Source organism: Pseudomonas sp. GW460-LB5 (assembly GCF_059423245.1).
Genome location: NZ_JBWKXT010000017.1, coordinates 24,124 through 46,461, shown reverse-complemented (window position 1 = coordinate 46,461; position 22,338 = coordinate 24,124). Strand labels below are relative to the sequence as shown.

Here is a 22,338-nt window from a genome sequence, read left to right as displayed (position 1 = left end):
TGTGAAATCAATCAGGATTTGGGCGGATGGATGATCCGTTCGATCTTGTCCTTGATCAGCAACCGTTCCTTGCGCAGCCGGTTGACGGCGTCGTCGTTGGTACCGTTGCCTTCGGCGGCGACCACCTCCTTGTCCTTGGCGTTGTATTCCTTGTGCAGCGCGTGCAGCGCCTGGTCCTTGTCAATGAGCGCCTGGAATGCATCAGCGGTAACGTGCAGGTCAGCGAGCAGATCATGCGGAACTGGCATTTCTTCACCTCTGTCAGGGTTGTCGGTAAGGTCCTGACCACTGAGGATAGCCGCGTTTGCGCAGGCTTGTGAGGGCGGCCACGCTGAATGGCAGCTGAATGACTTTCACGAAATTGATAAAAGACCACGCTTCACGAAATTGTTACCGTCTTTTTCACAAAAAATTGATGATGCGCTTTCTAGAGTTCGCCCAACTTTCCCACGGTGCCATCCGGCCTGGGGGCTGATAATCACTCTTGATTGCGAACGCTGATGCTCAACCTTAAATCCCTGCGGACTGAATGGGTCACGCTGCTGGCCAGCCTTTACCTGCTGATTGGCTTGAACATGTTTCTCTGGGAGCACTTGCAAGAGGTGGTGCCCGCCGGCCTGTCAGGGCTTTGGCTGAGCCTGGCGTTTGCGGTGCTGATGCTGTTCGCCTTCAACCTCATTCTCACCCTGGTTGCCTTCCGTTATGTATTGAAGCCGGTACTCATCGTGTTGTTCATGAGTGGCGCGGGCGCGGCTTACTTCATGAACCAGTACGGTGTACTGATTGATGCCGGCATGTTCCGCAATATGGCTGAGACCAATGTTGCAGAAGTGCGCGATCTGATGTCGCTGAAGTTTGCTGCCTATATCCTGTTATTGGGTGTCTTGCCGTCAGTGTTGTTGTGGAAGGTGCAAATCGCTTACCGCCCCTGGCACCGCGAGCTGCTGGGCAAGCTGGTGGTCAGTGGTGCCTGTGTCGTGGCCCTTGGCTCGGTAGCGCTGGTCAATTATCAAGGGTTGTCGTCGCTGTTTCGCAACCACCACGAACTGCGCCTGATGCTGACCCCGAGCAATATCGTTGGGGCCTCCATCGGTTATGTCAGCGAGCGGGTCGGTACTGCCTCGCGCCCATTCCAGTCTTATGGCGAAGATGCCAAGCGAGATGCCGCCTGGCAAAAACACGAGCGCAAGTCGCTGACGGTGCTGGTCGTCGGCGAAAGTGCCCGGGCAGACCATTTCGGCGTGCTGGGCTACGAGCGCGATACCACGCCGAACCTGGCCAAGGAACAAGGCCTGCTGGCGTTTTCCGATGTGCACTCGTGCGGCACGGAAACCGCAGTCTCGGTGCCGTGCATGTTCTCGGGCATGAAGCGCAAGGATTACGATGCCCGCGTGGCGAAGAACCGCGAAGGGTTGCTGGACGTTCTCCAGCGTGCCGGCCTGGCCGTGCAGTGGCGTGACAACCAGTCGGGCTGCAAGGGTACCTGCGACCGCGTGCAGTTCATTGATGTCAGCAACCTCAAGGACCCCCAACTGTGCGCCAATGGCGAATGCCATGACCAGATCCTGCTGCAAGGTCTGGACGAGCTGATCGACAACCTCGACAGGGACACCGTGCTGGTGCTGCACCAGATGGGCAGCCACGGGCCGGAATACTTCAAGCGCTACCCCAGTGGCGGCGAGCGCTTCACGCCGGTATGCCAGAGCAACGCACTTAACCAGTGCAGCGAGCAGGAGATCATCAACGGCTATGACAACACCCTGGCCTATACCGACAAGGTGCTGGCTTCGCTGATCGACACCTTGCGCAGCAAACAGGACAAGGTCGACACGGCCATGATCTACCTGTCCGACCACGGCGAGTCGCTGGGCGAGTACAACCTGTTCCTGCATGGCACGCCTTACCCCATCGCCCCTGAGCAGCAAAAGCACGTGCCGCTGCTGACCTGGTTCTCCGACAGCTACAAGGAGGACTTCGGCCTCGACACCGACTGCCTGGCCAAGCTCAGCGATGCCCCGCTGTCGCAGGACAACCTGTTCCACTCCATGCTCGGCCTGTTGCAGGTGCGCACCGAGGTCTACCAGCAGTCGCTGGACATGTTCGCCAGCTGCCGGCCTTGGCTGGCGGCCAAGCGCTGAAATGCCGTTCCTTCACTCACAAACAGCACCACTGATCGATATCAAGGATGGCCCGGGTTTCACCAGCAGTGCCCGCGCCGTATATACTGCGCGCCAATGTTAGTGGGAGAGCCTCGTGGCCATCGAAATTCACTGGATCCGTGACGACCAGAGCCTGGCCGAACACTGCCGCGACTGGCACCAACTGCCCTTCGTCGCCGTCGACACCGAATTCATGCGGGTCGACACCTTCTACCCGAAAGCCGGGCTGATTCAGATCGGTGACGGCCAGCGGGCCTTCCTGATCGACCCGCTGCTGATCGGCAACTGGCAACCCTTGGCCGATCTGCTGGAAGACTGCGGTGTGGTCAAGGTGCTGCACGCCTGCAGCGAAGACCTTGAAGTGCTGCTGCGCCTGACCGGCAAGCTGCCGCAGCCGCTGTTCGACACCCAGCTGGCTGCCGGTTACCTGAACCTGGGCTTCTCCATGGGCTATTCGCGCCTGGTGCAGGAGGTGCTGGGTATCGAGCTGCCCAAGGGTGAGACCCGCTCCGACTGGCTGCAGCGCCCGCTCTCTGAAACCCAGATCAGTTATGCGGCCGAGGATGCCGTGCACCTGGCCGAGCTGTTCACGGTGCTGCGCCCGCGTTTGTCCGACGACAAGTACGCCTGGGTGCTGGAAGACGGCGCCGAGCTGGTGGCCGCATTGCGCCGTGAAGTCGAGCCCGAAAGCCTGTACCGCGACGTCAAGCTCGCCTGGAAGCTGGCCCCCCAGCAACTGGCGGTGCTGCGCGAACTGTGCGCCTGGCGCGAGCGCGAAGCGCGCAACCGTGATGTGCCGCGCAACCGCATCCTCAAGGAACACTCGCTGTGGCCCATGGCCAAGAGCCAGCCGAACAACCTGTCGGCGCTGGCCAAGATCGACGAGATGCACCCGCGCACCATTCGTCAGGACGGTGAGTTTCTCGTGCAGCTGATCAAGCGCGCCGGCAGCCTGCCTGCCGAGCAGTGGCCAGCGCCGTTGCCTGAACCACTGCCGATCGAGGCTGCGGGCATTCTCAAGCAACTGCGTGCCATCGGCCAGGCCGAAGGCGAGCGCCTGGGCATTGCCCCCGAGCTGATGCTGCGCAAGAAAGCCCTGGAAGCGCTGCTCAAGACCGGCTACCCCCATGGCCCTTATCAACTGCCCGATTCGCTGCGCGGCTGGCGCCGTGAGCGCATGGGCCAGGCCCTGCTGGACAACCTGGCAGCTGCCGGAGAAACCCGATGAAACGCATTTGCTCGATCTACAAGAGCCCCCGCAAGAACGAAATGTACCTGTACGTGCTCAAGGCCGACGGCCTGGAGCGTGTGCCCGAAGGCCTGTTGCCGGCCTTTGGCACCCCCATGCACGCGTTTGACCTGGTGCTTAGCCCCGAGCGCAAGCTGGCCCGCGAGGACATCACCAAGGTGCTGGAAAACCTCGATAACCAGGGCTACCACCTGCAGATGCCGCCGCTGGAAGATGAGTACATCGAGCACCTGCCCGAAGAGCTGTTGCGCCGTAACGACCCGGTCTGACCATGCGTGTACTGATTGCTGAGCATGACCATGCTCGTTACGCCGGGCTTTTGCGCGAAACAGCGCCGAACGTGGAAATCCTGACCAGCGGTGACTCCGCCGAGCTGGCCCGTCAGGCAGCGCAGTGCACGGTGTGGCTGGGCCAGCCGGACTTGCTGGCGAGCTTGCTACGCCAGGGCCTCAAACCGGAATGGATGCAATCGACGTGGGCCGGTATCACGCCGTTGCTGGCCGATGGCCTGCCGCGTGACTATCGCCTGACCCGTGCGGTGGGCATATTCGGCCAGGTGATGGCCGAGTACATGCTGACCTACATGCTCGGCCATGAGCGCGAGGTGCTGTCGCGCCTGGTGAGCCAGGTCGAGCGGCGCTGGGATGACCGCCCGGGGCGCACGCTGGAAGGGCGCAAGGTGCTGATTGTCGGCACCGGCGACATTGGCCAGCGGGTGGCCGAGTTCCTGCAGCCGTTTGGTGTGGTGCTGTACGGCGTAGCCAGCAGCGCCCGGGAACAGGCACCGTTCGTCGAGGTGGCTGCGCTGGCCGACTTGCCACGCATGGTGGGCCAGGCCGACTACGTGCTCAACCTGCTGCCGGACACCCCTGCTACCCACGACCTGTATGACGCGGCGCTGTTCAAGTGCTTCCAGGCCACGGCGTTGTTCATCAATGCCGGGCGTGGCGCGGCCGTGGTCGATGCCGACCTGGTAGAGGCACTGAAGCAGGGCCATCTGGCCGGAGCGGTGATCGATGTCTGCCGGCAGGAGCCGTTGCCCCGGCAGCACCCGTTCTGGACCGCCTGGGGGCTATTGTTGACCGGGCACAGCTCGGCACCCACCTCGCCGGCAGCGATGGTGCGGTTGTTTGTCGAGAATGTGCGGGCTTATGAAGCGGGGCAGGGGTTGCGTGGGGAAGTGGACTTTGCCCGGGGCTACTGATTGATGTTGCCTGTGCCGGCCTCTTCGCGGGCTCGGTACTTCACGCGACTGCAGCGCTTCATCCAGGCTGGCCTTGTCACCCAGCTTGCCGATCGCCACCATGGCATGCAGCACGTAGCCCTCGGGAATCTTCAGTTCCTGACGCGCCAAGTCCTGGTCGAAACCAGCCATGCCATGGGTATGCCAGCCGCTGATGCTGGCCTGCAGGGCCAGGTGGCCCCAGGCGGAGCCGGTGTCGAAGGTGTGCCACAGCGCCGGTTTTTCTTCCGTGGCGCCCGGGGCTGCAAAGGTGGTCTTGGAAATGATCAGTACCAGCGCCGAGGCCTGTTGCGCCCAGCTGCGGTTGAACGGCACCAGCAGGTTCAGGTAGCGCTCCCAGTTTGGCGTGTCGCGGCGGGCATACAGGAAGCGCCAAGGTTGCGAGTTGTACGCCGACGGTGCCCAGCGTGCGGCTTCCAGGAAGCTCAGCAGGGTCTGTTCGCTGATCGGTTCGGCGGTGAAGGCGCGTGGCGACCAGCGGTTGATGAACTGTTCGTTGATGGCGTAATCGGCAATGCGGGGGTTGGCGCTCATGACAGCTCCTGCAAACGGACGGGAAACCCGCACGCTACTGCGTCCCGTCGCGACTGACAAGCGGTCTGGCTTTGCCGATGGCCAGGCTCTAGACTGGCGCCGCCGCGCGCCGTGGCCCTAAAGATGAATGCAGGAAACCGTGTGATGATCGCTGAAAACGCGCCGTTCTGGCGGCGCAAGACCCTCGAGCAACTCAGCCCGCAAGAATGGGAGTCGCTGTGCGACGGCTGCGGCCTGTGCTGCCTGCAAAAGCTTGAGGACGAAGACGACAACAGCGTCTATTACACGCGTATCGCCTGCAAATTGCTGGACATGGATACCTGCCAGTGCAGCGACTACCCCAACCGCTTCGCGCATGTACCGGACTGCATCCAGCTCACCCCGGGCAAGGCCGACCAGTTCACGTGGCTGCCAAGCACCTGCGGTTATCGCCTGGTCAGCGAGGGCAAGGACCTGCCGGCCTGGCACCACCTTGTCTGTGGCGATCGCCAGCAGGTCCATGAACAGCGCATTTCCCAGTCGGGGCGTATGCTCAGGGAGCAGGATGTGCACGAAGACGACTGGGAAGACCACCTGATCTTCCGCGCCAGCTGACCGGCGCGGCCCGCTGCCACGGGGAAACAAGGAGTTTCTGTATGCGTTGCCAGCTGTTGTTGCTGTTGGGCCTGATGGCCAGTTCGCCAGCCTGGGCGAAAAAGGTCGACCTTGACTACCAGGTGCGCCTGTTGCCCGCCAGTGGCCAAGCGGAAGTCCGCCTGACCCTGGCTGAAGGCAGTGCCGTGCGCAGCCTCGACTTCGACCTGGGCAAGGCGGCGGCCTTCAGCGGCTTCCAGACCGATGGCCAATGGCAACTCAAGGGCCAGCGTGGCGTGTGGCAGCCGGCGGCCGGCAAGACCAGCCTCAGCTACCGCGTGCAGTTGGACCAGAAGCTCGCCAGCGGTGCCTATTCCTCGCGTGTTACCCCTCACTGGGCGTTGTTCCTCGGCGACCAGCTGGTACCGCCTGCGCGGCTTGACCAGCAAGATGGCACGGAGCTTGTGGCACGCCTGGCGTTCGACTTGCCCGAGGGCTGGAAGAGTATCGAGACGTCCTGGCCACGCATTGGCAAGGACAAGTTCCGCATCGACAATGTTTCGCGCCTGTTCGACCGCCCGACTGGCTGGATGCTGGCCGGCGACCTGGGTAGCCGCCGTGCCCGCCTGGGCGATACCGAGGTCACTGTGGCCGCACCGGTCGGGCAGGGCATGCGGCGCATGGACAGCCTGACCTTGCTGACCTATGTCTGGCCGCAGTTGCAGGCCGTGTTCCCGCGCAACCCGCCAAAGCTGCTGCTGGTCGGTGCCCGTGACGGCATGTGGCGCGGGGCAATGGCAGCGCAGGGTTCGCTGTACCTGCACAGCGCCCGGCCGATGATCAGCGAGAACGGCAGCAGCCCGTTGCTGCGCGAAATGGTGCAGCTGTTCGCGCAGATCCATGGGCGTGACGGCAGTGACTGGCTGGTGGAAAGCCTGACCGACTACTACGCCAGCGAGTTGCTGCGCCGTTCAGGCGGGGTGAGCGACGACCGCTATCAGGCCTGGCAGGCACGCCTGAGCAAGCAGGGCGCCAAGGTCACCCGGCTCAAGGGCGAACGCGCCAGCCCCGCTCAGGTGGCCCGTGGGGTGATCTTGCTGCAGGCACTGGACAAGGAAATCCGCATCCACACACAGGCCAAGCGTTCGCTGGACGATGTGGTACGCGGGCTGATGCGCTTGCCCAGCGTAAGCACTGAAGACTTTGTGCAAATCAGCGAGAACGTCATGGGGCGCAAGTCCGAGGTGCTGCAGAGCAAGGTGTTGCGCTAGACATCCCTGGGGCCTGTACCTCGAACCCTGTGCGGTACTTGTGGGAGCGGGCTTGCCCCGCGAAGAGGCCAGCCCAGACGATACAAAGATCAGCTGTCTGCCAACGGATCCTTCCCGGTCACCGTCACTCCCCGTGTCGCCGCCTTGGCACTGGCCTTCAACGCCTCCAGCTCCACCGCACTGCGTTCTATATCCGAACGCAACCGGTGGTACTCCTGCCGATGTCGCTGCCACCACGCCTTGGTCGAGCAATGCCCGCTGACCCCGCGTGCCACCGCAATACCTCCGACCACGAGCTGCAGCAAGCCGATAAAGCCACCCTGGCGCAGCCCTTTGCTCACCATCAGTGCTCCTCCAGCCAGCGAACTGACCCGTTCCAGGCCATGGACATTGTGCTGCGAAGACGCAGCAGAATGGATATCGAACATGGCAAGACCTCCGTGTGAAATGTAAGCAGCTGACCAGCAGGGTGTCAGCCGCGTTCACTCGGGGCGCTCACCGGCAACTTTATTTGAACTTGGGCCCAGAGCGGGTATTCAGCCCTTTGGCCAAACGGTCATACAGCACTACATTCACGGTCGCGGCCAGGTTCATGCAACCCTCGGTGGGGATGTAGATGGTCTCTTCACACCATGCCCGCACCTCGGGGCTGAGGCTGCCGTCTTCCGGCCCGAAGATGTAGATGGCCCGGTCCGGGTGGGTATATTCCGGCAGTGGCCGCGCACCTTCCACCAGCTCGACCGCCACCGGGGTACAGCCCAGCGGAACGATGCGCTGCAGGTCATCGATGCCGATCAGCGGAATGTCGTAGTGCACGCGCTTGGTGTCAGTGACAAAGTCACGCGCACGTTCGTAGCGTTTGCCGGTGTAGAACACCGAATTGACGCCATAGCAACCCGCAGCGCGCATCACCGAGCCCACGTTTTCTGGGGACTTGGGGTTGAACAGGCCGATGCAGCTGTATCGTTTGTTTGCCACGTACCGGGGCCCTTCGCGAAAAAAAGCGCGATTATACGGGCTGCCCGGTAGCAGTGGGGGCCGAATCGATGGTCAGTCTTTCTTCAACATGCCCGCCAGCGCGGCGAACGGGTTGTGGGTAGCCTTGGCGATGCTCGGTGTGCTGGTGGAACCTTCGCTGAAGTACTGCTGGTCGGTGTAGCGCGAGTGCTCGTTGTCGTGGCAGTACAGGCACAGCAGCTCCCAGTTGGAGCCGTCCTGCGGGTTGTTGTCGTGATTGTGGTCACGGTGGTGCACAGTCAGCTCGCTCAGGCGCTTGCCAGCGAATTCGCGGGCGCAACGGCCGCAGACGTGCGGGTACATTCTCAGGGCCTTGTCGCGGTAGCCCATTTCCTTGTCACGCTTGGCATCGGCCAGGATGCGATCAAGGCGCGCGGTGGCGGCGGCGGAAGAGGTGGAGCTCATGGTGTTTCCTTTGTTCTGATCAGGCAAATGACGGTTATGGTATTGAGTCTAGCGCGCTTGCAGGGCAGGCGGACAGGCGAAAGCGGTGATTTAGGCGTAGCCTGTAGAAAGGTTCCCGACAGGAGGTTGCTGATGTTTCACGCGATCCTGACCGCGCTGCTGATGGCTGGCCTGCCCCTGGCCGAAGCTGCCAGCACGCCACCTCGCCTCACTACGCCAGTGCCGGGTGCACCGGGCACCCCCACACCCACGCCATACCCGCAGATCACCCCGAGTACACCGCCCAAAGCCTACGACAGCCAGCCGGGGGCGCCCTTGTTGCCGCCAATGCCAGTGCCCGGGCCGCCGAAGGACCAGCCATTGCCGGGGTTGCGCCAGGACCCACCGAAGCCGGCGGTGCAGGATGATTGAGCATGAGCGGCCTGCGCCGGTCCTGTGGGAGCGGGCATGCCCGCGAACACCGGCGTAGCCGGTGCCAGGCACCGCGTTGACTGCTTCGCGGGCATGCCCGCTCCCACAGATATCGCGCAGGTGCTCAAACCTCCCTTCAGGCGATACCTAATTCGCCAAACACGAACGCATACTCCAGGGCCACATCTTTCAACCCCTGGTACCGCCCGCTCATCCCACCATGCCCAGCTCCCATCTCGGTCTTGAGCAGCAGCAGGTTGCTGTCGGTCTTGTGCGTGCGCAAGCGCGCCACCCATTTGGCTGCTTCCCAGTACTGCACGCGGCTGTCGTTGTAGCCCGCTACCACCAGCATCGCCGGGTAGGCCTGCGCTTTTACATTCTCGTACGGCGCATAAGCCTTGATCCGTTCATACACCTGCGGCTCCTCAGGGTTGCCCCATTCGTCGTACTCGGTCACGGTCAGCGGCAGCTCGGGGTCGAGCATGGTATTGAGCACGTCGACGAACGGTACTTCGGCAATCGCACAGCGGAACAGCTCGGGCCGCAGGTTGAGCACTGCACCGATCAGCAGGCCGCCAGCGCTGCCGCCGCTGATGGCCAACTGCTCGGCAGTGGTCACACCCTCGGCGATCAGGTGTTCGGCGCAGGCGATGAAGTCGTTGAAGGTATTGGGTTTGTGCTCCTGCTTGCCGGCGCGGTACCAGGCTTCGCCCAGTTCGCCACCGCCGCGCACATGGGCGATGGCAAAAGCCACGCCGCGTTCCAGCAGGCTCAGCCGCGCATGGGAGAACCAAGGGTCCAGGCTTTCGCCATAGGCGCCGTAACCGTACAGGTACAGCGGCACGGGTTGGCCCAGGTCCTGGCGGCGACGCACCAGGCTGATCGGCACCTGGGTGCCATCCGCTGCGGTTGCCCACCGGCGCTCGCTCACGTAGTCATCAGCATCGAACGCACCCAGCACCGGGGTTTGCTTGAGCACGGCCTGGGCGCCGCTGGCCAGCTCCAGCTGGCGCACCTGGGCTGGGCGGTTGAGCGCTTCGTAACGCAGGCGTACGCGTGTGCTGGCAAACTCCAGGCTGTCTTGCACGTACAGGCTGTAGGCGGCGTCGGGGAGTTCCACACGGTAGCATGGCAGGCCTTGCGGGCGTACTTCGATGATCGGCAAACCGCCTTCGCGCAGGCTCAGGGTCAGCGCGCCGGCATTCAGGCTGAGGCCTTCGAGCATGATCGCATCGCGGTGTGCCACCAGCACCTGCCAGTGTGCACGGCTGGGCACCGGTGTGGCCGGGGCCTGGTACAGCGCGAAGTTGATACCGTCCTGGTTGGTGCGGATGAACCAGCGCCACTCGCCATCGAGCTGGCCATGGTCGGGGAAGTACTCATGGCCTTCGACACGCGGCGCCAGGCAGGTGAACGGCGCCTGCGGCGTTTCGGCGTCCAGTACCCAGGCCTCGCTGGTGGTCTTGCTGTTCAGCAGCAGCACCAGTTGGCGCTCGGAGCTGGTGCGGTAGCAGTGCAGGAAGAAGCGCCCGTCGGGCTCTTCGAACACGGTCTGCGCAGCGTCGCTGCCGAGGGTATGACGGCGCAGGCGCCAAGGGCGGTGGGTGTCGTCCAGTTCAGCGAAGAACAGCGTCTGGCTGTCATTGGCCCAGGTCAGGCTGCCGTCGCAGTCGTCGAAGGGCAGGGCGGTGATGCTGCCGGTGGCCAGGTCCTTGACGTACAGGGTGTAGATTTCATCGCCGCTGGTGTCGAGGCTGTAGGCAAGCAGGCGGTGGTCGGGGCTGACGTTGAACCCACCCAGCGACAAAAAGCCGCCATTGGCCAGGGCGTTGGGGTCGAGCAGCAGTTGCTCCTGGCTTTCATCGACGGTGTTCGAGTCGTCTGCCGGGCGCGGGCAGCGGTAGTGCCGTGGGTACTCGTCGCCTGCGGTGGTGCGGGTGTAGTACAGGTAGGGGCCCCAGGGGGCCGGCAGTGACAGGTCGGTTTCCAGGATGCGGCCCTTGATCTCTTCGAACAATTGCTCACGCAACGGTGCCTGGTCGGCCAGGCAGGCTTCCTGGTAGGCGTTTTCGTCTTGCAGGTAGGCGAGTACCTCGGGGGTGTCGCGCTGTTGCAGCCAGGCGTACGGGTCGGCGGCGTTATCGGCGTGGGCGATGGGAGGTTGGGGCTTGGTTTGCATTGAGGGTCTCTTCGTTGGGTTTGCCTGTACCGGCCTCTTGGCGGGCACGCCCGCGAAGAGGCCGGTACAGGCAAACACTGTCTGCGCCCGGAAAAGTGTTTATCATAGGCATCTCTTTGCCTGGCTTGCACGAACACCATGACCGAGAACGACTACACCTTTGCCTGGGGCCTGTACGCCGTGGCCGCCTTGGGCTGCCTGCTGGTGGCCTTCAAGCTTACCGGCTGGATGTGGCGCTGGCTGCGCGAACCGCTGCGGGTGGTGCTGGCAGTGCTGCTGCTGACCCCGACTGTCGTCGACCCGGTCAAGGACAGCTTCGCCCCGGCCATCGCCATCACTGCCCTGGACCTTGCCTTCAAGGTGGGCAACAACGCCTGGCGTGCGGTGTCCGACTTCGCCATGTACGGCATGATTGCCTTCGGCCTGTATTTTCTCTTCGTGCTGGTGCGCTGGCCGCTGGAAAAACGCGCCAGTGAGCGGCGTGTGCAAGCCGAGGCGGCCGCCAAGCGCCAGGCGGATGAAGATGACCAGGTCGCCGGGCAAGCCCCCTTGGCCGCCGAGCGCGGCGACCGTTACCGCGACGACCCACGCCCTGCCGTTCCCCGCGGCAATGGCCGGGTCGAGCCCCGTCTGTAAGCGGAGGAGACACGCCTGTGTGCGAACTGCTGGGCATGAGTGCCAACGTCCCCACCGACATCGTTTTCAGCTTTACCGGCCTGATGCAGCGCGGGGGCCGTACCGGCCCGCACCGTGACGGCTGGGGTATCGGCTTCTATGAAGGCCGCGGGCTGCGCCTGTTCCAGGACCCGGCCGCGAGCAGCGAGTCGGAAGTGGCCAACCTGGTGCAGCGTTACCCGATCAAGAGCGAGGTGGTGATCGGGCATATCCGTCAGGCCAACGTCGGCCGGGTGTGCCTGTCCAACACCCACCCGTTCATGCGGGAAATGTGGGGCCGCAACTGGTGCTTTGCGCACAATGGGCAACTGGGCGATTTCAAAGGGCAGGCCAGCTTCTACCGGCCGGTGGGCGACACCGACAGCGAAGCGGCTTTTTGCGACTTGCTCAACCGCATCCGCAGTGCTTTCCCCGAGCCGGTGCCGGTAGAACAGCTGCTGCCGGTGCTGGTGGAAGCCTGTGCCGGCTACCGTGGCCGGGGTGTGTTCAACTGCATGCTCAGCGATGGCGACTGGCTGTTCTGCTTCTGTTCGACCAAGCTGGTGCACATTACCCGCCGTGCGCCGTTTGGTGCCGCGCGGTTGAAAGATGTCGACCTGATCGTCGATTTTCATACCGAAACCACCCCCAACGACGTGGTCACGGTGATTGCCACCGAGGCCCTGACCGAGAACGAGACCTGGCATCGCTACGAGCCCGGTCAATGGGCCCTGTGGCGGCACGGCGAGTGCGTGGCACACGGCCAGAGCTAAGGACGCTGCATGTTCAGAAGTTACCTGCGGTTGCTGCTGTTCACCTTCGGCCTGCTGGCCGGTATCCAGGTCCCTGGGCTGGTCAAGGACTATAGCCAGCGGGTCGAGGCGCACCTGTTCGAGTCGCGCGAGGCGCTGGATGGGTTCCGGCAAACGGCCGAGCGATTTTTCAAAGGCGATTTGCAGGCGCTGCTGCAGCATTACCGCAGCAGTGACGACCCGGTGTTCAACAGTGATGCCAACAGCATCGAAAGCCTGATGATCCGCAACGAACTGCTGGAAAAAGAATGGCAGGCGTTGCAAGGGCCGTGGGCCCAGCGTACCTGGCATGTGCTGGTGCAGGCCGACCCACAACTGCGCGAGGAAACCCTCAATGCCTACAGCTACCAGATTCTGCTGGTGCCCGAGGCAATTGGCTGGGGTGTTGGCGCAGGGTTTGTGCTGGCCTTTGTGGTCGAAAGCCTGTTGCTGGGGATTGGCTGGGTGATCCTGGGCGGGCGGCGCAGGGCGGTGAAAGAAAGCTGGCGCTAGGCTGCTCCCACAAAGACCGCGTTAGCCGGTCAGATGAGTGCTATCCGCTGCCCACCCACATCCCGCGCATACCGCTCCAGCACCTGTCGGCACACCCCGACCACTTCATCGACCAACGCCACCCCTGTCTGCCACGCCACCACCAGTTCCAGGCTTGGTGGCGGTTGCAGGCCTTGCAGCAACACCAGCTCGCCCCGACCCAACTCGGCATCCACCAGCGCCGGCGGCAATGCGCCAATGCCAAAACCGTCGCGCAACAGCCGGGTGATCGCCGCCACCGAGTTCACGCAATTCAACCGCGGCGTCTGCGCCCCCGCAGCCTGCAGCAAGCTCAGCACCTCCTGGTGCGGCCGTGAATTCTTCGAGAAGGTGATGATGCGCTCGCGCCCAAGCTCGGCCAGCGACGCATAGTCCCGGTGCTGGTGCGAGCCAGCCGCCACCACCCAGCCCATGGGGTAGCGCGCCAGGTCGAGGCTGCGAATCGACTGCTCGCGCAGCAGGTCGGTCTGCAAAATCACGTCGAGAAAGCCTTTCTGCAACTGCTCGCGCAAGTTCAGCGCGGTGTCGGCCACCAGCTCGATTTCGACCTGCGGGTAGCGCTCGGTCAGCTCTGCCACCAGCGCACTCATCCAGGTGTGGATCACCGTGTCCATCACGCCGATGCGAATGCGCCCGATCTTGGCCCGGTCGCTGTCCAGCGACTGCTTCATGGCTTTGGCGGTATCCAGCATGCGCTCGGCATACTCCAGCACCTTGCCGCCTTCCGGGGTCAGGCTGACCCCACGTGAGTCACGCAGCAACAGCTTCACGCCCAGGTCTGCCTCCAGCGCGGCAATGCGGCTGGATACCGAGGCTTGGGTGGTGAACAGCTTTTCTGCCGTCAGGCGGAAGCTTTTGAGCCGGGCGACCCAGACGAAGGTTTCGAGGAAGCGAAGGTTCATGATCAGTTTTTCTTGTTCCAGACCGGCGGTTTTTCTCGTTGGACGCAGGCGGCGTGGCCTTTGAACAATGGTGCCCAGGCCGCGACGCTTCATGTCGCCCATAAAACAATACCAACAAGCCGAGGCATCCATGAACCCCACCGGCGTGCAGCAGCAGGTCAGCTCACCTTCTTCGTCCGGGCCTTTCGCCTGGTACCGCGACATCGACAAACAGCAACGGCGCACCTTCTGGAGCTGCAAGATCGGCTATGGCCTGGACGGCATGGACACGCAGATGCTCAGTTTTGTCATCCCCACGCTGATCATGCTGTGGGGCATCACCACCACCGAAGCCGGATTGATCCATACCAGCACCTTGATCGCCTCGGCCGTGGGGGGCTGGGTCGCCGGTATCCTCTCCGACCGCATCGGCCGGGTGCGCACCTTGCAACTGACGGTATTGTGGTTCGCCTTTTTCACCTTCCTGTGCGGCTTCGCCCAGAACTACGAACAGCTGCTTATCGCCCGCACGCTGATGGGCTTTGGCTTCGGCGGTGAATGGACCGCTGGTGCAGTGCTGATTGGCGAGGTAATCCGCGCACAGGACCGCGGCAAGGCAGTGGGCATGGTGCAGTCCGGCTGGGCCATCGGCTGGGGCCTCACGGCGATTCTCTACGCACTGCTGTTCTCCTGGCTGCCGCCAGAGCAGGCCTGGCGTGCACTGTTCCTGTTGGGGCTGGTGCCGGCGATATTCGTGATCTTCGTTCGGCGCCTGGTCAAAGACCCTGAAGTGTATCGCCAGGCCAAGGCAGTGGAGACCGCCGAGGCACCTTCGCACTTCTACGAAATCTTCGCCCCGGGCATGCTGTGGACCACTGTGCGTGCGTCCCTGTTGACCACTGGCGCATTGGGCGGTTACTACGCCATCACCTCGTGGCTGCCGACCTTCCTCAAGAACGAGCGCGGCCTCAGCGTGCTGGGCACGGGTGGCTACCTGGCCATGGTGATCGTGGGTTCGTACGTGGGCTATGTGGTCAGCGCGTACTTGTCCGACCTGCTGGGGCGCAAGAAGAACTTCATCCTGTTCGCCGTGGGCTCGTTCGTGATCGTGCTGCTGTACACGCAGCTGCCGGTCAGCGATGGCGTGATGCTGTGGCTGGGCTTCCCGTTGGGCTTCTTCGCCTCGGGCATCTTCAGCGGCATGGGCGCGTTTCTGACCGAGCTGTTTCCTACGCGCATTCGCGGTTCGGGGCAGGGCTTTTGCTACAACATCGGTAAGGTCATTGCGGCTCTGTTCCCGTTGCTGATCGGTATGCTCGGCCAGAACGTGCCACTGGGCCTGGGTATCGGCATGTTCGCTGCCGTGTCCTACGGAATTGTGATCGTGGCGGCCTTGAGCCTGCCGGAAACACGCGGCAAACAGCTGCAGGCGCGGTAAGGTAAGCCTGTGAACAACAACAAGGGAGACCGCGTGGTGGAACGCCTGCTACTCAATTGCGACATGGGTGAGAGTTTCGGCAGCTGGCGCATGGGCCTGGACGCCGAGGTAATGCCCTACATCGACTGCGCCAACATCGCCTGTGGCTACCACGCCGGCGACCCCGGCATCATGCGCCGCACCGTGGCGCTGGCGCTGGCGCATGGGGTGACCATTGGCGCGCACCCGGCCTACCCGGACCTGGTCGGCTTCGGCCGCCGCTCCATGGCCTGCAGCCCCGAGGAAATCCGCGACCTGCTGCATTACCAGATCGGCGCGCTGGACGGCATCTGCAAAGTGCTGGGTGGCCGCGTGGCCTATGTGAAGCCCCATGGCGCGCTGTACAACGACATGATGGCCGACCCGCTAAAGCTGCGTACCGTGCTGGAGGCCGTGGCGGCCTACGACAGCACCTTGCCATTGATGTTGATGGCCACCGCTGACAACCGCGCCGCCCAGGCCCTGGGCGATGAAATTGGCGTGCCGTTGTGGTTCGAGGCCTTCGCCGACCGCGCCTACACCGCCAGCGGCCACCTGGTGTCGCGCCGCTTGCCTGGGGCAGTGCATCACGACCCGGCGCGGGTGGTGGAGCAGGCAGTGCGCCTGGCCCGTGGCGACGCGCTGATGGCGGACGATGGCAGTGCCCTGCGCCTGCAGGCCAGCACGCTTTGCGTACATGGCGACAACGACAGTTCGGTGGCAGCGGTGAGGCAGATACGCCAAGCCCTCGATGCTCTGGAGTCGCAATGAAGGCGCGTATTGAAGTGGTCGCCATCGACAGCCTGATGGTGCGCCTGTTCGACCGTATCGACGAGGCCAACATGCCGTGGATGCTCGCCGCCAGCCAGCGCCTGAGCGCCGTGTTCGGCGAGCACCTGCTGGATCTGGTGCCGTCCTACACCACGCTGATGGTGCAGTTCGACCTGCCGCCAGGCGAGGCGAGGGCGCTGATCACGCAGGCGCTGGAGGGTTTGCAGCCAGACACCGGCAGAGGCGGCCGGCGCCACGAGATCCCGGTGTGGTACGACCCCAGCGTGGGCCCTGAACTGCCTGTGCTGGCGGCGCGCAGCGGCATGAGTGAAGCCGAGGTTGTGCGCTTGCATTGCGCACGTGATTATCCTGTGTTCGCCTTGGGCTTCGCCCCCGGTTTCGGCTTTATGGGCCTGGTCGACGAACGCCTGGCTAGTCCGCGTCTGAGCACCCCGCGCAAGCGGGTGGCGGCGGGTAGCGTGGGCATCGCCGAGCGCCAGACGGCGGCGTATCCGGCAGTATCCCCAGGTGGCTGGAACCTGATCGGGCGCACGCCGGTGCGCCTGTTCGACCGTGAGCGTGACGGCTACAGCCTGTTGCAACCCGGCGACCGGGTGCGTTTCGTGCCGGTTTCGCGCAGCGAGTTCCTGGCGTTGGGCGGCGATGTGGAGGCACAAGGATGAAGCAATTGAAGATCGAGGCCAGCACGCCGCTGTGCCAGTTGCAGGATGCTGGCCGTTTTGGCGTGCGTCACTTGGGCGTGACCCAGGGCGGGGCACTGGACTGGGTGGCGATGCGCTGGGCCAACTGGTTGCTGGGCAACCCGTTGGAGGCGCCGGTGGTCGAGGTGGCGTTGGGGGGCTTTTGCGTGGTGGCCGAACAGGATTGTGTGCTGGCCCTGGCCGGTGCCGACCTGGACGCGCGCGTCGATGATCAGCCCGTCGTGCCCTGGCGCAGCTTTGCCTTGAGCAAAGGGCAGCGCTTGACCCTGAAGCAGCCAAAGCAGGGTGTGCGGGCTTACCTGGCGGCACCGGGCGGGTTTCAGGGTGAGGATGTACTGGGCAGCTGTGCCACCGTGGTACGTGAAGCGCTGGGTGGCATCGATGGTCAGGGTGCTGCGCTGGTTGAGGCCCAGGCACTGGCGTTCACCGCTAGCCATGCAACCCTGCGCGAGGTGCCACAAGCGCTGCGCCCGCAGTACGCAGAAAAGCCAGTGCTCGACCTGGTGATAGGCGCACAGATCGGTGATTTCAGTGGTACCAGCCTGTTCGAAGCCTTCAACCGGGAGTGGACGCTGGACAGCCGAGCTGACCGCATGGGCATCCGCCTGTTGGGGCCGCAGCTGGTTTACCAGGGGGCGCCGATGATTTCTGAAGGGATACCGCTGGGGGCGGTGCAGGTGCCGCCGGATGGGCAGCCGATTGTGTTGCTCAATGATCGGCAGACCATAGGCGGGTATCCGCGGCTTGGGGCGTTGACGCCGTTGGCGCTGGCGCAACTGGCGCAGTGCATGCCGGGGGCGGTGGTGCGCTTCAGGGCGGTGGTGCAGGATGAGGCCTGGCGGGAGCAGGAGCTATACCTGGACCGTTGGCGGTGACACTGCCGGCCCCTTCGCGGGCTTGCCCGCACACAGGTATTCCACACACCTCAGGATCTGTGGGGTACCTGTGGGAGCGGGCGAGCCCGCGAAGGGCCGGCACAGGCAACATCACTTGGACAGGTAGCGCATCCCTTCTTCCAGCCCCTGCAAGGTCAGCGGGTACATCTTGTCTTCGATCAGGTCCCGCACCAGGTGGGTCGAGGCGGTGTAGTCCCAGGCCTGCTTGGGGTACGGGTTGATCCAGATGATCTTCTTGAATTTCTCCATGAAGCGCTGCAGCCACACATACCCGGCCTCTTCGTTCCAGTGCTCCACGCTGCCACCCGGCTGGGTGATTTCATAGGGCGCCATGGCCGCATCGCCGACAAATACCACTTTGTAGTCGTCGCCATACTTGTGCAGCAGGTCGAAGGTGGAATAGCGCTCAGAGGTGCGACGCAGGTTGTTCTTCCACACCGACTCGTACACGCAGTTGTGGAAGTAGTAGTACTCCAGGTGCTTGAACTCGGTCTTGCAGGCCGAAAACAGCTCTTCGCAGACCTTGATGTGGGCGTCCATCGAGCCGCCGATGTCGAACAACAACAGCAGCTTTACCGTGTTGCGCCGTTCAGGGCGCATCTGGATGTTCAGCAAGCCGGCGTCCCGCGCGGTATGGTCGATGGTGCCGTCGATATCCAGCTCTTCGGCGGCGCCTTCGCGGGCAAACTTGCGCAGCCGGCGCAGGGCCAGCTTGATGTTGCGCGTGCCGAGCTCCACCTGGTCGTCGAGGTTCTTGTACTCGCGCTGGTCCCACACCTTTACCGCCTTGCCCTGGCGTTTACCGGCCTCACCCACGCGGATGCCTTCGGGGTTGAAACCGCCCGAGCCAAACGGGCTGGTACCGCCGGTACCGATCCACTTGTTGCCGCCGGCGTGGCGTTCCTTTTGCTCCTCAAGGCGTTTCTTGAATTCCTCGATCAGCTTGTCCAGGCCACCCAGGGACTGGATCTGCGCACGCTCTTCATCCGTGAGCGAACGCTCGAACTCCTTGCGCAGCCAGTCTTCGGGGATTAGCGCCTCGATGTGCCGGTCGAGGTTTTCCAGGCCCTTGAAGTAGGCGGCGAAGGCCCGGTCGAACTTGTCGAAATGGCGTTCGTCCTTCACCAGGATGGCGCGGGCGAGGTAGTAGAACGCGTCCATGTCGGCGAACACCACGTGCTTTTGCAGGGCCTGGTGCAGGTCCAGCAACTCACGTACCGACACCGGCACCTTGGCCGCGCGCATTTCATTGAACAGGTTGAGCAGCATGGCCCGGCTCCTGTCAGCGGTTGCCGCGCCGGCTCATGAAGGCCAGGCGTTCCAGCAGTTGCACGTCCTGCTCATTTTTCACCAGCGCGCCGGCCAGCGGCGGGATGGCCTTGGTCGGGTCGCGTTCGCGCAGTACGGCTTCACCAATGTTGTCGGCCATCAGCAGCTTGAGCCAGTCGACCAGTTCGGAGGTGGACGGTTTTTTCTTCAGGCCCGGCACTTTGCGCACGTCGAAGAACACATCCAGCGCCTCGCTGACCAGCGACTGGCTGATGTTCGGGTAATGCACGTCGACAATCTGCTGCAGCGTGGTGCGGTCGGGGAAGGCGATGTAATGGAAGAAGCAGCGGCGCAGGAAGGCGTCCGGCAGCTCTTTTTCGTTGTTGGAGGTAATGATGATGATCGGGCGCTGCCTGGCCTTGATGGTCTCGTCGATTTCATAGACGTAGAACTCCATCTTGTCCAACTCTTGCAGCAGGTCGTTGGGGAATTCGATGTCGGCCTTGTCGATTTCGTCGATCAGCAGGATGACCCGCTCATCGGCCTCGAAAGCTTCCCACAGCTTGCCTTTTTTCAGGTAGTTGCGCACATCGTGCACCTTGTCTACGCCCAGCTGCGAGTCACGCAGACGGCTGACCGCATCGTACTCGTACAGGCCCTGGTGGGCCTTGGTGGTGGACTTGATGTGCCAGGTGATCAGCCGCGCACCGAACGAGGCCGCCAGCTGCTCGGCGAGCATGGTCTTGCCGGTGCCGGGCTCGCCCTTGACCAGCAGTGGGCGTTCGAGGGTGATGGCCGCGTTTACCGCCAGTTTCAGGTCGTCTGTGGCGACGTAGTCGCGGGTGCCTTCGAACTTCATGGGTCTGTCCTCTGCTGTAAGCCTGTACTGGCCCTTTCGCGGGTGAACCCGCTCCCACAGGAACCCCACATGGCCAGAGCTTTGTGGGTCTCTGTGGGAGCGGGTTTACCCGCGAATAGGCCGGCACAGGCAACACATGATTTGATTTGTTACCGACTATAACGCGGGGTTGCGCGGCTGGAAACGCAGACCGGGTATTCAGTCCCTGAATGCCCCGTCACGCAATCTCAGTCGGAATCCGGCGCGCCGCGCTCGTAGCGGGCATTGAACGCCTGGATAAACCCGTTACGCAGGATCTGCAGGAATGCCTCAAACGCGCTGACATCCTGCTTGCGCACGCTGCCACTGAGTTCCACCCGGGTAGCGAACTGGTTTTTTGGCTGGTTCTTCAGCACCGTTTCGGTCGCCCCCACCACTGCCTCCCACACCGAGCGGAAGAAGCCCTTGTCCTTTTCCTCGACGTCCTGTTGCCAGTCGAATACATCGACATCGCGCAGCAGCGGCTTTATGTAGCCGTTCAGCCGACCGTTTTCCGCCTGCGCCTCGATGACTACGTCCCCGTGCCCGGCGTTGAAGTCGAATTTGCCATAGGCGCTGGCGAAGTCGTTCAGCTTGCGCAGTTCGATGCCGGTAGCACGAAGCCTGAATTCGAAGTCATCGAAATCACTGAACGGGTCGAACGTCGCACGGCTTTCCACCTTGGCATCGCCTGCGATGAGTGCAGTACCTTCGAAACTCGCATCGCGACGGCCCTTGGGGTCACGAACATTGGTCAGGTTGCGGATGTTGGCGTTCAACTGAGTGGCCTTGAGGTCGACCGGTGGCTTGGAGTTGAAGTTGCGGAACGTCAGTACGCCGTTGTCGATGCGCACGTCATTGAGGGTGATGGGCAGCAGTTTTTCCAGTTGCTGGCGCCAGTCGGTACCCCGACCGGTCTGCGACGCCTGTTTGCTGCCACCGTCGACGAAGTTCAGTTCTGGGCGTACAAAGGTCACTTCGGCCACCACGGCCTTGTCGTACCACAGCGAATGCCAACTCACCGAAAGGTCGATCAGTGGCGCGTCGAGGAACGGTACCGGCACCTTGCCGCTGGTCTTGACGATCTTCAGGCCGTTGATCTGGTAAGCGCCGCGCCACCAGGCCAGGTCGACGTCGGCCACCTGGCCGCGGTAATCGCCCATGTCGGCCAGTTTTTCGTTCAGGTAGTTGCGCACCAGGTAGGGCAGGGCAAAGTGCAAGGCTGCCAGCAACACGACCAGGCAGCCCAGGCCGATCAGCGGCCAGCGATAACGGGCTCTCATCAGGGCGTCTCCAAGGCGGGATGTGCGGTTGACCGCAACACGCCCGGCCGAGTTCGAACAGGCTTTACGGGCCACCGGCCGGGGCTTACCCTTGAGGTCTTTCCGTGCTGTTTTTCATGCCAAGGACTCCTGCCATGAGCCGTATCTTTGCAGACAATGCCCATTCCATCGGTAACACGCCGCTGGTGCAGATCAACCGCATCGCCCCGCGTGGCGTGACTATTCTGGCCAAGATCGAAGGGCGCAACCCGGGTTATTCGGTCAAATGCCGCATTGGCGCGAACATGGTCTGGGACGCAGAGAGCAGCGGCAAGCTCAAGCCGGGCATGACCATCGTCGAGCCCACCTCGGGCAACACCGGTATCGGCCTGGCTTTCGTCGCCGCCGCCCGTGGCTACAAGCTGATGCTGACCATGCCTGCCTCCATGAGCCTGGAGCGCCGCAAGGTGTTGAAGGCGCTGGGTGCCGAACTGGTGCTGACCGACCCGGCCAAAGGCATGAAAGGCGCGATCGAGAAGGCCAACGAAATCGTCGCCTCCGACCCGGCCCAGTACTTCCTGCCGGGTCAGTTCGAAAACCCGGCCAACCCGGCCATCCACGAAAAAACCACCGGGCCGGAAATCTGGAACGACACCGATGGCGCCGTCGACGTGCTGGTGGCGGGCGTGGGGACGGGCGGCACCATTACCGGTGTGTCGCGCTACATCAAGCACACCCAGGGCAAGGCAATCCTGTCGGTGGCGGTCGAGCCCTTGGCATCGCCGTTGATCACCCAGACCCTGGCGGGCGAAGAACTCAAGCCCAGCCCGCACAAGATCCAGGGCATTGGCGCCGGCTTCGTGCCGAAAAATCTCGACCTGTCGATTGTCGATCAGGTGGCGACAGTGACCGATGAAGAGTCCAAGGCCATGGCCATCCGCCTGATGCAGGAAGAGGGCATTCTCTGCGGGATTTCCTGTGGTGCAGCCATGGCCGCCGCCGTACGCCTGGCCGAAAAACCGGAGATGCAGGGTAAGACCATCGTCGTAATCCTGCCTGATTCGGGCGAGCGTTACCTGTCGAGCATGTTGTTCAGCGACATGTTCAGCGAGCAGGAAAACCAGCAGTAATCGACCTTGCCGCTGACCCGGCGCAATAATCGCCGG

24 protein-coding genes and 1 pseudogene are annotated in these 22,338 nt (G+C 63.1%); 15 read left to right on the top strand and 10 right to left on the bottom strand.

Annotated elements, in window-relative coordinates; translation table 11 throughout:
* Window positions 1-11: 11 nt before the first annotated feature.
* Window positions 12-248: an HP1242/YdcH family protein gene (locus tag AC07XM_RS12860; RefSeq protein ID WP_016488607.1), complete on the bottom strand. Its 237-nt coding sequence runs from the start codon at window positions 246-248 to the stop codon at window positions 12-14.
* A 252-nt stretch (window positions 249-500) separates the two neighbouring features.
* Between AC07XM_RS12860 and AC07XM_RS12855 the strand changes: the two genes are divergently transcribed.
* The 4 genes from AC07XM_RS12855 (at window position 501) to AC07XM_RS12840 (ending at window position 4,612) form a co-directional block, all read left to right on the top strand.
* A complete protein-coding gene (locus AC07XM_RS12855; protein WP_016488606.1) occupies window positions 501-2,138 on the top strand; it encodes a phosphoethanolamine transferase in 1,638 nt (545 codons plus the stop codon).
* Window positions 2,139-2,253: 115 nt separating this feature from the next.
* Window positions 2,254-3,387, top strand: a complete 1,134-nt coding sequence (gene rnd / locus AC07XM_RS12850) for a ribonuclease D (protein ID WP_016488605.1) — start codon at window positions 2,254-2,256, stop codon at window positions 3,385-3,387.
* A complete protein-coding gene (locus AC07XM_RS12845; RefSeq protein WP_016488604.1) occupies window positions 3,384-3,677 on the top strand; it encodes a YcgL domain-containing protein in 294 nt (97 codons plus the stop codon). Before rnd ends, AC07XM_RS12845 begins: the two co-directional genes overlap by 4 nt.
* A 2-nt stretch (window positions 3,678-3,679) precedes the next feature.
* Window positions 3,680-4,612: a D-2-hydroxyacid dehydrogenase gene (locus tag AC07XM_RS12840; RefSeq protein ID WP_016488603.1), complete on the top strand. Its 933-nt coding sequence runs from the start codon at window positions 3,680-3,682 to the stop codon at window positions 4,610-4,612.
* A 21-nt stretch (window positions 4,613-4,633) separates the two neighbouring features.
* On the opposite strand, the pseudogene AC07XM_RS12835 reads toward AC07XM_RS12840, so the two are convergent.
* A pseudogene (locus AC07XM_RS12835) lies at window positions 4,634-5,185 on the bottom strand (nitroreductase family protein); the annotation flags it as partial.
* Window positions 5,186-5,329: 144 nt separating this feature from the next.
* On the opposite strand from AC07XM_RS12835, the gene AC07XM_RS12830 reads away from it, so the two are divergent.
* Together AC07XM_RS12830 and AC07XM_RS12825 are read left to right on the top strand one after the other, a co-directional pair.
* Window positions 5,330-5,779 carry a YcgN family cysteine cluster protein gene (locus AC07XM_RS12830; protein WP_016498373.1) on the top strand — a complete coding sequence of 150 codons (450 nt, stop codon included), beginning with the start codon at window positions 5,330-5,332 and terminating at the stop codon, window positions 5,777-5,779.
* Window positions 5,780-5,820: 41 nt separating this feature from the next.
* Window positions 5,821-7,029 (top strand): hypothetical protein, encoded by a 1,209-nt coding sequence (locus tag AC07XM_RS12825; RefSeq protein WP_016488600.1) that lies wholly within the window; start codon window positions 5,821-5,823, stop codon window positions 7,027-7,029.
* Window positions 7,030-7,118: 89 nt separating this feature from the next.
* Here the strand turns inward: AC07XM_RS12825 and AC07XM_RS12820 are convergent, their stop codons facing one another.
* The 3 genes from AC07XM_RS12820 to AC07XM_RS12810 form a co-directional block, all read right to left on the bottom strand.
* Window positions 7,119-7,457 carry a YgaP family membrane protein gene (locus AC07XM_RS12820; RefSeq protein ID WP_102689711.1) on the bottom strand — a complete coding sequence of 113 codons (339 nt, stop codon included), beginning with the start codon at window positions 7,455-7,457 and terminating at the stop codon, window positions 7,119-7,121.
* Between the two features lie 79 nt (window positions 7,458-7,536).
* Window positions 7,537-8,007, bottom strand: a complete 471-nt coding sequence (locus AC07XM_RS12815; protein ID WP_016488598.1) for an RNA methyltransferase — start codon at window positions 8,005-8,007, stop codon at window positions 7,537-7,539.
* 72 nt (window positions 8,008-8,079) lie between these two features.
* Window positions 8,080-8,451, bottom strand: a complete 372-nt coding sequence (locus AC07XM_RS12810) for a YajD family HNH nuclease (RefSeq protein ID WP_016488597.1) — start codon at window positions 8,449-8,451, stop codon at window positions 8,080-8,082.
* Between the two features lie 132 nt (window positions 8,452-8,583).
* Here AC07XM_RS12810 and AC07XM_RS12805 point away from each other — a divergent pair, with 132 nt between their 5' ends.
* Window positions 8,584-8,862 carry a hypothetical protein gene (locus AC07XM_RS12805; protein ID WP_095116753.1) on the top strand — a complete coding sequence of 93 codons (279 nt, stop codon included), beginning with the start codon at window positions 8,584-8,586 and terminating at the stop codon, window positions 8,860-8,862.
* A 136-nt stretch (window positions 8,863-8,998) separates the two neighbouring features.
* Here AC07XM_RS12805 and AC07XM_RS12800 read toward each other — a convergent pair whose 3' ends face one another.
* Window positions 8,999-11,041, bottom strand: coding sequence for a S9 family peptidase (locus AC07XM_RS12800; RefSeq protein ID WP_102689710.1), 2,043 nt, complete (start codon window positions 11,039-11,041; stop codon window positions 8,999-9,001).
* A gap of 138 nt (window positions 11,042-11,179) precedes the next feature.
* On the opposite strand from AC07XM_RS12800, the gene AC07XM_RS12795 reads away from it, so the two are divergent.
* The 3 genes from AC07XM_RS12795 to AC07XM_RS12785 are packed head-to-tail and all read left to right on the top strand — an operon-like array spanning window position 11,180 to window position 12,999.
* Window positions 11,180-11,677 carry a hypothetical protein gene (locus tag AC07XM_RS12795; protein WP_016488594.1) on the top strand — a complete coding sequence of 166 codons (498 nt, stop codon included), beginning with the start codon at window positions 11,180-11,182 and terminating at the stop codon, window positions 11,675-11,677.
* A gap of 17 nt (window positions 11,678-11,694) precedes the next feature.
* On the top strand, window positions 11,695-12,468 hold the full coding sequence (locus AC07XM_RS12790) for a class II glutamine amidotransferase (RefSeq protein ID WP_016488593.1): 774 nt from the start codon (window positions 11,695-11,697) through the stop codon (window positions 12,466-12,468).
* 9 nt (window positions 12,469-12,477) lie between these two features.
* Entirely contained in the window at window positions 12,478-12,999 is a 522-nt protein-coding gene (locus AC07XM_RS12785; protein WP_095116757.1) for a DUF2937 family protein, read from the top strand.
* Between the two features lie 29 nt (window positions 13,000-13,028).
* Here the strand turns inward: AC07XM_RS12785 and AC07XM_RS12780 are convergent, their stop codons facing one another.
* Window positions 13,029-13,940 (bottom strand): LysR family transcriptional regulator, encoded by a 912-nt coding sequence (locus tag AC07XM_RS12780; RefSeq protein ID WP_095116810.1) that lies wholly within the window; start codon window positions 13,938-13,940, stop codon window positions 13,029-13,031.
* 130 nt (window positions 13,941-14,070) lie between these two features.
* Between AC07XM_RS12780 and AC07XM_RS12775 the strand changes: the two genes are divergently transcribed.
* The 4 genes from AC07XM_RS12775 to AC07XM_RS12760 are packed head-to-tail and all read left to right on the top strand — an operon-like array spanning window position 14,071 to window position 17,743.
* A complete protein-coding gene (locus tag AC07XM_RS12775; RefSeq protein WP_023048404.1) occupies window positions 14,071-15,357 on the top strand; it encodes an MFS transporter in 1,287 nt (428 codons plus the stop codon).
* A 9-nt stretch (window positions 15,358-15,366) separates the two neighbouring features.
* Window positions 15,367-16,146 carry a 5-oxoprolinase subunit PxpA gene (locus AC07XM_RS12770; protein WP_016488589.1) on the top strand — a complete coding sequence of 260 codons (780 nt, stop codon included), beginning with the start codon at window positions 15,367-15,369 and terminating at the stop codon, window positions 16,144-16,146.
* On the top strand, window positions 16,143-16,829 hold the full coding sequence (gene pxpB / locus AC07XM_RS12765; protein WP_102689709.1) for a 5-oxoprolinase subunit PxpB: 687 nt from the start codon (window positions 16,143-16,145) through the stop codon (window positions 16,827-16,829). The genes AC07XM_RS12770 and pxpB overlap by 4 nt, the downstream gene beginning before the upstream one ends.
* Window positions 16,826-17,743 (top strand): 5-oxoprolinase subunit C family protein, encoded by a 918-nt coding sequence (locus AC07XM_RS12760; RefSeq protein ID WP_102689708.1) that lies wholly within the window; start codon window positions 16,826-16,828, stop codon window positions 17,741-17,743. Before pxpB ends, AC07XM_RS12760 begins: the two co-directional genes overlap by 4 nt.
* A gap of 111 nt (window positions 17,744-17,854) precedes the next feature.
* Here the strand turns inward: AC07XM_RS12760 and AC07XM_RS12755 are convergent, their stop codons facing one another.
* The 3 genes from AC07XM_RS12755 to AC07XM_RS12745 form a co-directional block, all read right to left on the bottom strand.
* Window positions 17,855-19,033, bottom strand: coding sequence for a vWA domain-containing protein (locus tag AC07XM_RS12755; RefSeq protein ID WP_016488586.1), 1,179 nt, complete (start codon window positions 19,031-19,033; stop codon window positions 17,855-17,857).
* A gap of 13 nt (window positions 19,034-19,046) precedes the next feature.
* On the bottom strand, window positions 19,047-19,892 hold the full coding sequence (locus AC07XM_RS12750; RefSeq protein WP_016488585.1) for an AAA family ATPase: 846 nt from the start codon (window positions 19,890-19,892) through the stop codon (window positions 19,047-19,049).
* Window positions 19,893-20,119: 227 nt separating this feature from the next.
* Window positions 20,120-21,193: a DUF748 domain-containing protein gene (locus AC07XM_RS12745; RefSeq protein WP_016488584.1), complete on the bottom strand. Its 1,074-nt coding sequence runs from the start codon at window positions 21,191-21,193 to the stop codon at window positions 20,120-20,122.
* A 134-nt stretch (window positions 21,194-21,327) separates the two neighbouring features.
* On the opposite strand from AC07XM_RS12745, the gene cysK reads away from it, so the two are divergent.
* A complete protein-coding gene (cysK, locus tag AC07XM_RS12740; protein WP_016488583.1) occupies window positions 21,328-22,302 on the top strand; it encodes a cysteine synthase A in 975 nt (324 codons plus the stop codon).
* Window positions 22,303-22,338: the final 36 nt, after the last annotated feature.

Excerpts from the sequence above, each read along its gene's own strand:
- AC07XM_RS12860 (WP_016488607.1), bottom strand. The coding sequence starts at position 248 with ATGCCAGTTCCGCATGATCTGCTCGCTGACCTGCACGTTACCGCTGAT.
- AC07XM_RS12855 (WP_016488606.1), top strand. The coding sequence starts at position 501 with ATGCTCAACCTTAAATCCCTGCGGACTGAATGGGTCACGCTGCTGGCC.
- AC07XM_RS12845 (WP_016488604.1), top strand. The coding sequence starts at position 3,384 with ATGAAACGCATTTGCTCGATCTACAAGAGCCCCCGCAAGAACGAAATG.
- AC07XM_RS12840 (WP_016488603.1), top strand. The coding sequence starts at position 3,680 with ATGCGTGTACTGATTGCTGAGCATGACCATGCTCGTTACGCCGGGCTT.
- AC07XM_RS12830 (WP_016498373.1), top strand. The coding sequence starts at position 5,330 with ATGATCGCTGAAAACGCGCCGTTCTGGCGGCGCAAGACCCTCGAGCAA.
- AC07XM_RS12825 (WP_016488600.1), top strand. The coding sequence starts at position 5,821 with ATGCGTTGCCAGCTGTTGTTGCTGTTGGGCCTGATGGCCAGTTCGCCA.
- AC07XM_RS12820 (WP_102689711.1), bottom strand. The coding sequence starts at position 7,457 with ATGTTCGATATCCATTCTGCTGCGTCTTCGCAGCACAATGTCCATGGC.
- AC07XM_RS12810 (WP_016488597.1), bottom strand. The coding sequence starts at position 8,451 with ATGAGCTCCACCTCTTCCGCCGCCGCCACCGCGCGCCTTGATCGCATC.
- AC07XM_RS12805 (WP_095116753.1), top strand. The coding sequence starts at position 8,584 with ATGTTTCACGCGATCCTGACCGCGCTGCTGATGGCTGGCCTGCCCCTG.
- AC07XM_RS12800 (WP_102689710.1), bottom strand. The coding sequence starts at position 11,041 with ATGCAAACCAAGCCCCAACCTCCCATCGCCCACGCCGATAACGCCGCC.
- AC07XM_RS12795 (WP_016488594.1), top strand. The coding sequence starts at position 11,180 with ATGACCGAGAACGACTACACCTTTGCCTGGGGCCTGTACGCCGTGGCC.
- AC07XM_RS12785 (WP_095116757.1), top strand. The coding sequence starts at position 12,478 with ATGTTCAGAAGTTACCTGCGGTTGCTGCTGTTCACCTTCGGCCTGCTG.
- AC07XM_RS12780 (WP_095116810.1), bottom strand. The coding sequence starts at position 13,940 with ATGAACCTTCGCTTCCTCGAAACCTTCGTCTGGGTCGCCCGGCTCAAA.
- AC07XM_RS12775 (WP_023048404.1), top strand. The coding sequence starts at position 14,071 with ATGAACCCCACCGGCGTGCAGCAGCAGGTCAGCTCACCTTCTTCGTCC.
- pxpB (WP_102689709.1), top strand. The coding sequence starts at position 16,143 with ATGAAGGCGCGTATTGAAGTGGTCGCCATCGACAGCCTGATGGTGCGC.
- AC07XM_RS12760 (WP_102689708.1), top strand. The coding sequence starts at position 16,826 with ATGAAGCAATTGAAGATCGAGGCCAGCACGCCGCTGTGCCAGTTGCAG.
- AC07XM_RS12755 (WP_016488586.1), bottom strand. The coding sequence starts at position 19,033 with ATGCTGCTCAACCTGTTCAATGAAATGCGCGCGGCCAAGGTGCCGGTG.
- AC07XM_RS12750 (WP_016488585.1), bottom strand. The coding sequence starts at position 19,892 with ATGAAGTTCGAAGGCACCCGCGACTACGTCGCCACAGACGACCTGAAA.
- AC07XM_RS12745 (WP_016488584.1), bottom strand. The coding sequence starts at position 21,193 with ATGAGAGCCCGTTATCGCTGGCCGCTGATCGGCCTGGGCTGCCTGGTC.
- cysK (WP_016488583.1), top strand. The coding sequence starts at position 21,328 with ATGAGCCGTATCTTTGCAGACAATGCCCATTCCATCGGTAACACGCCG.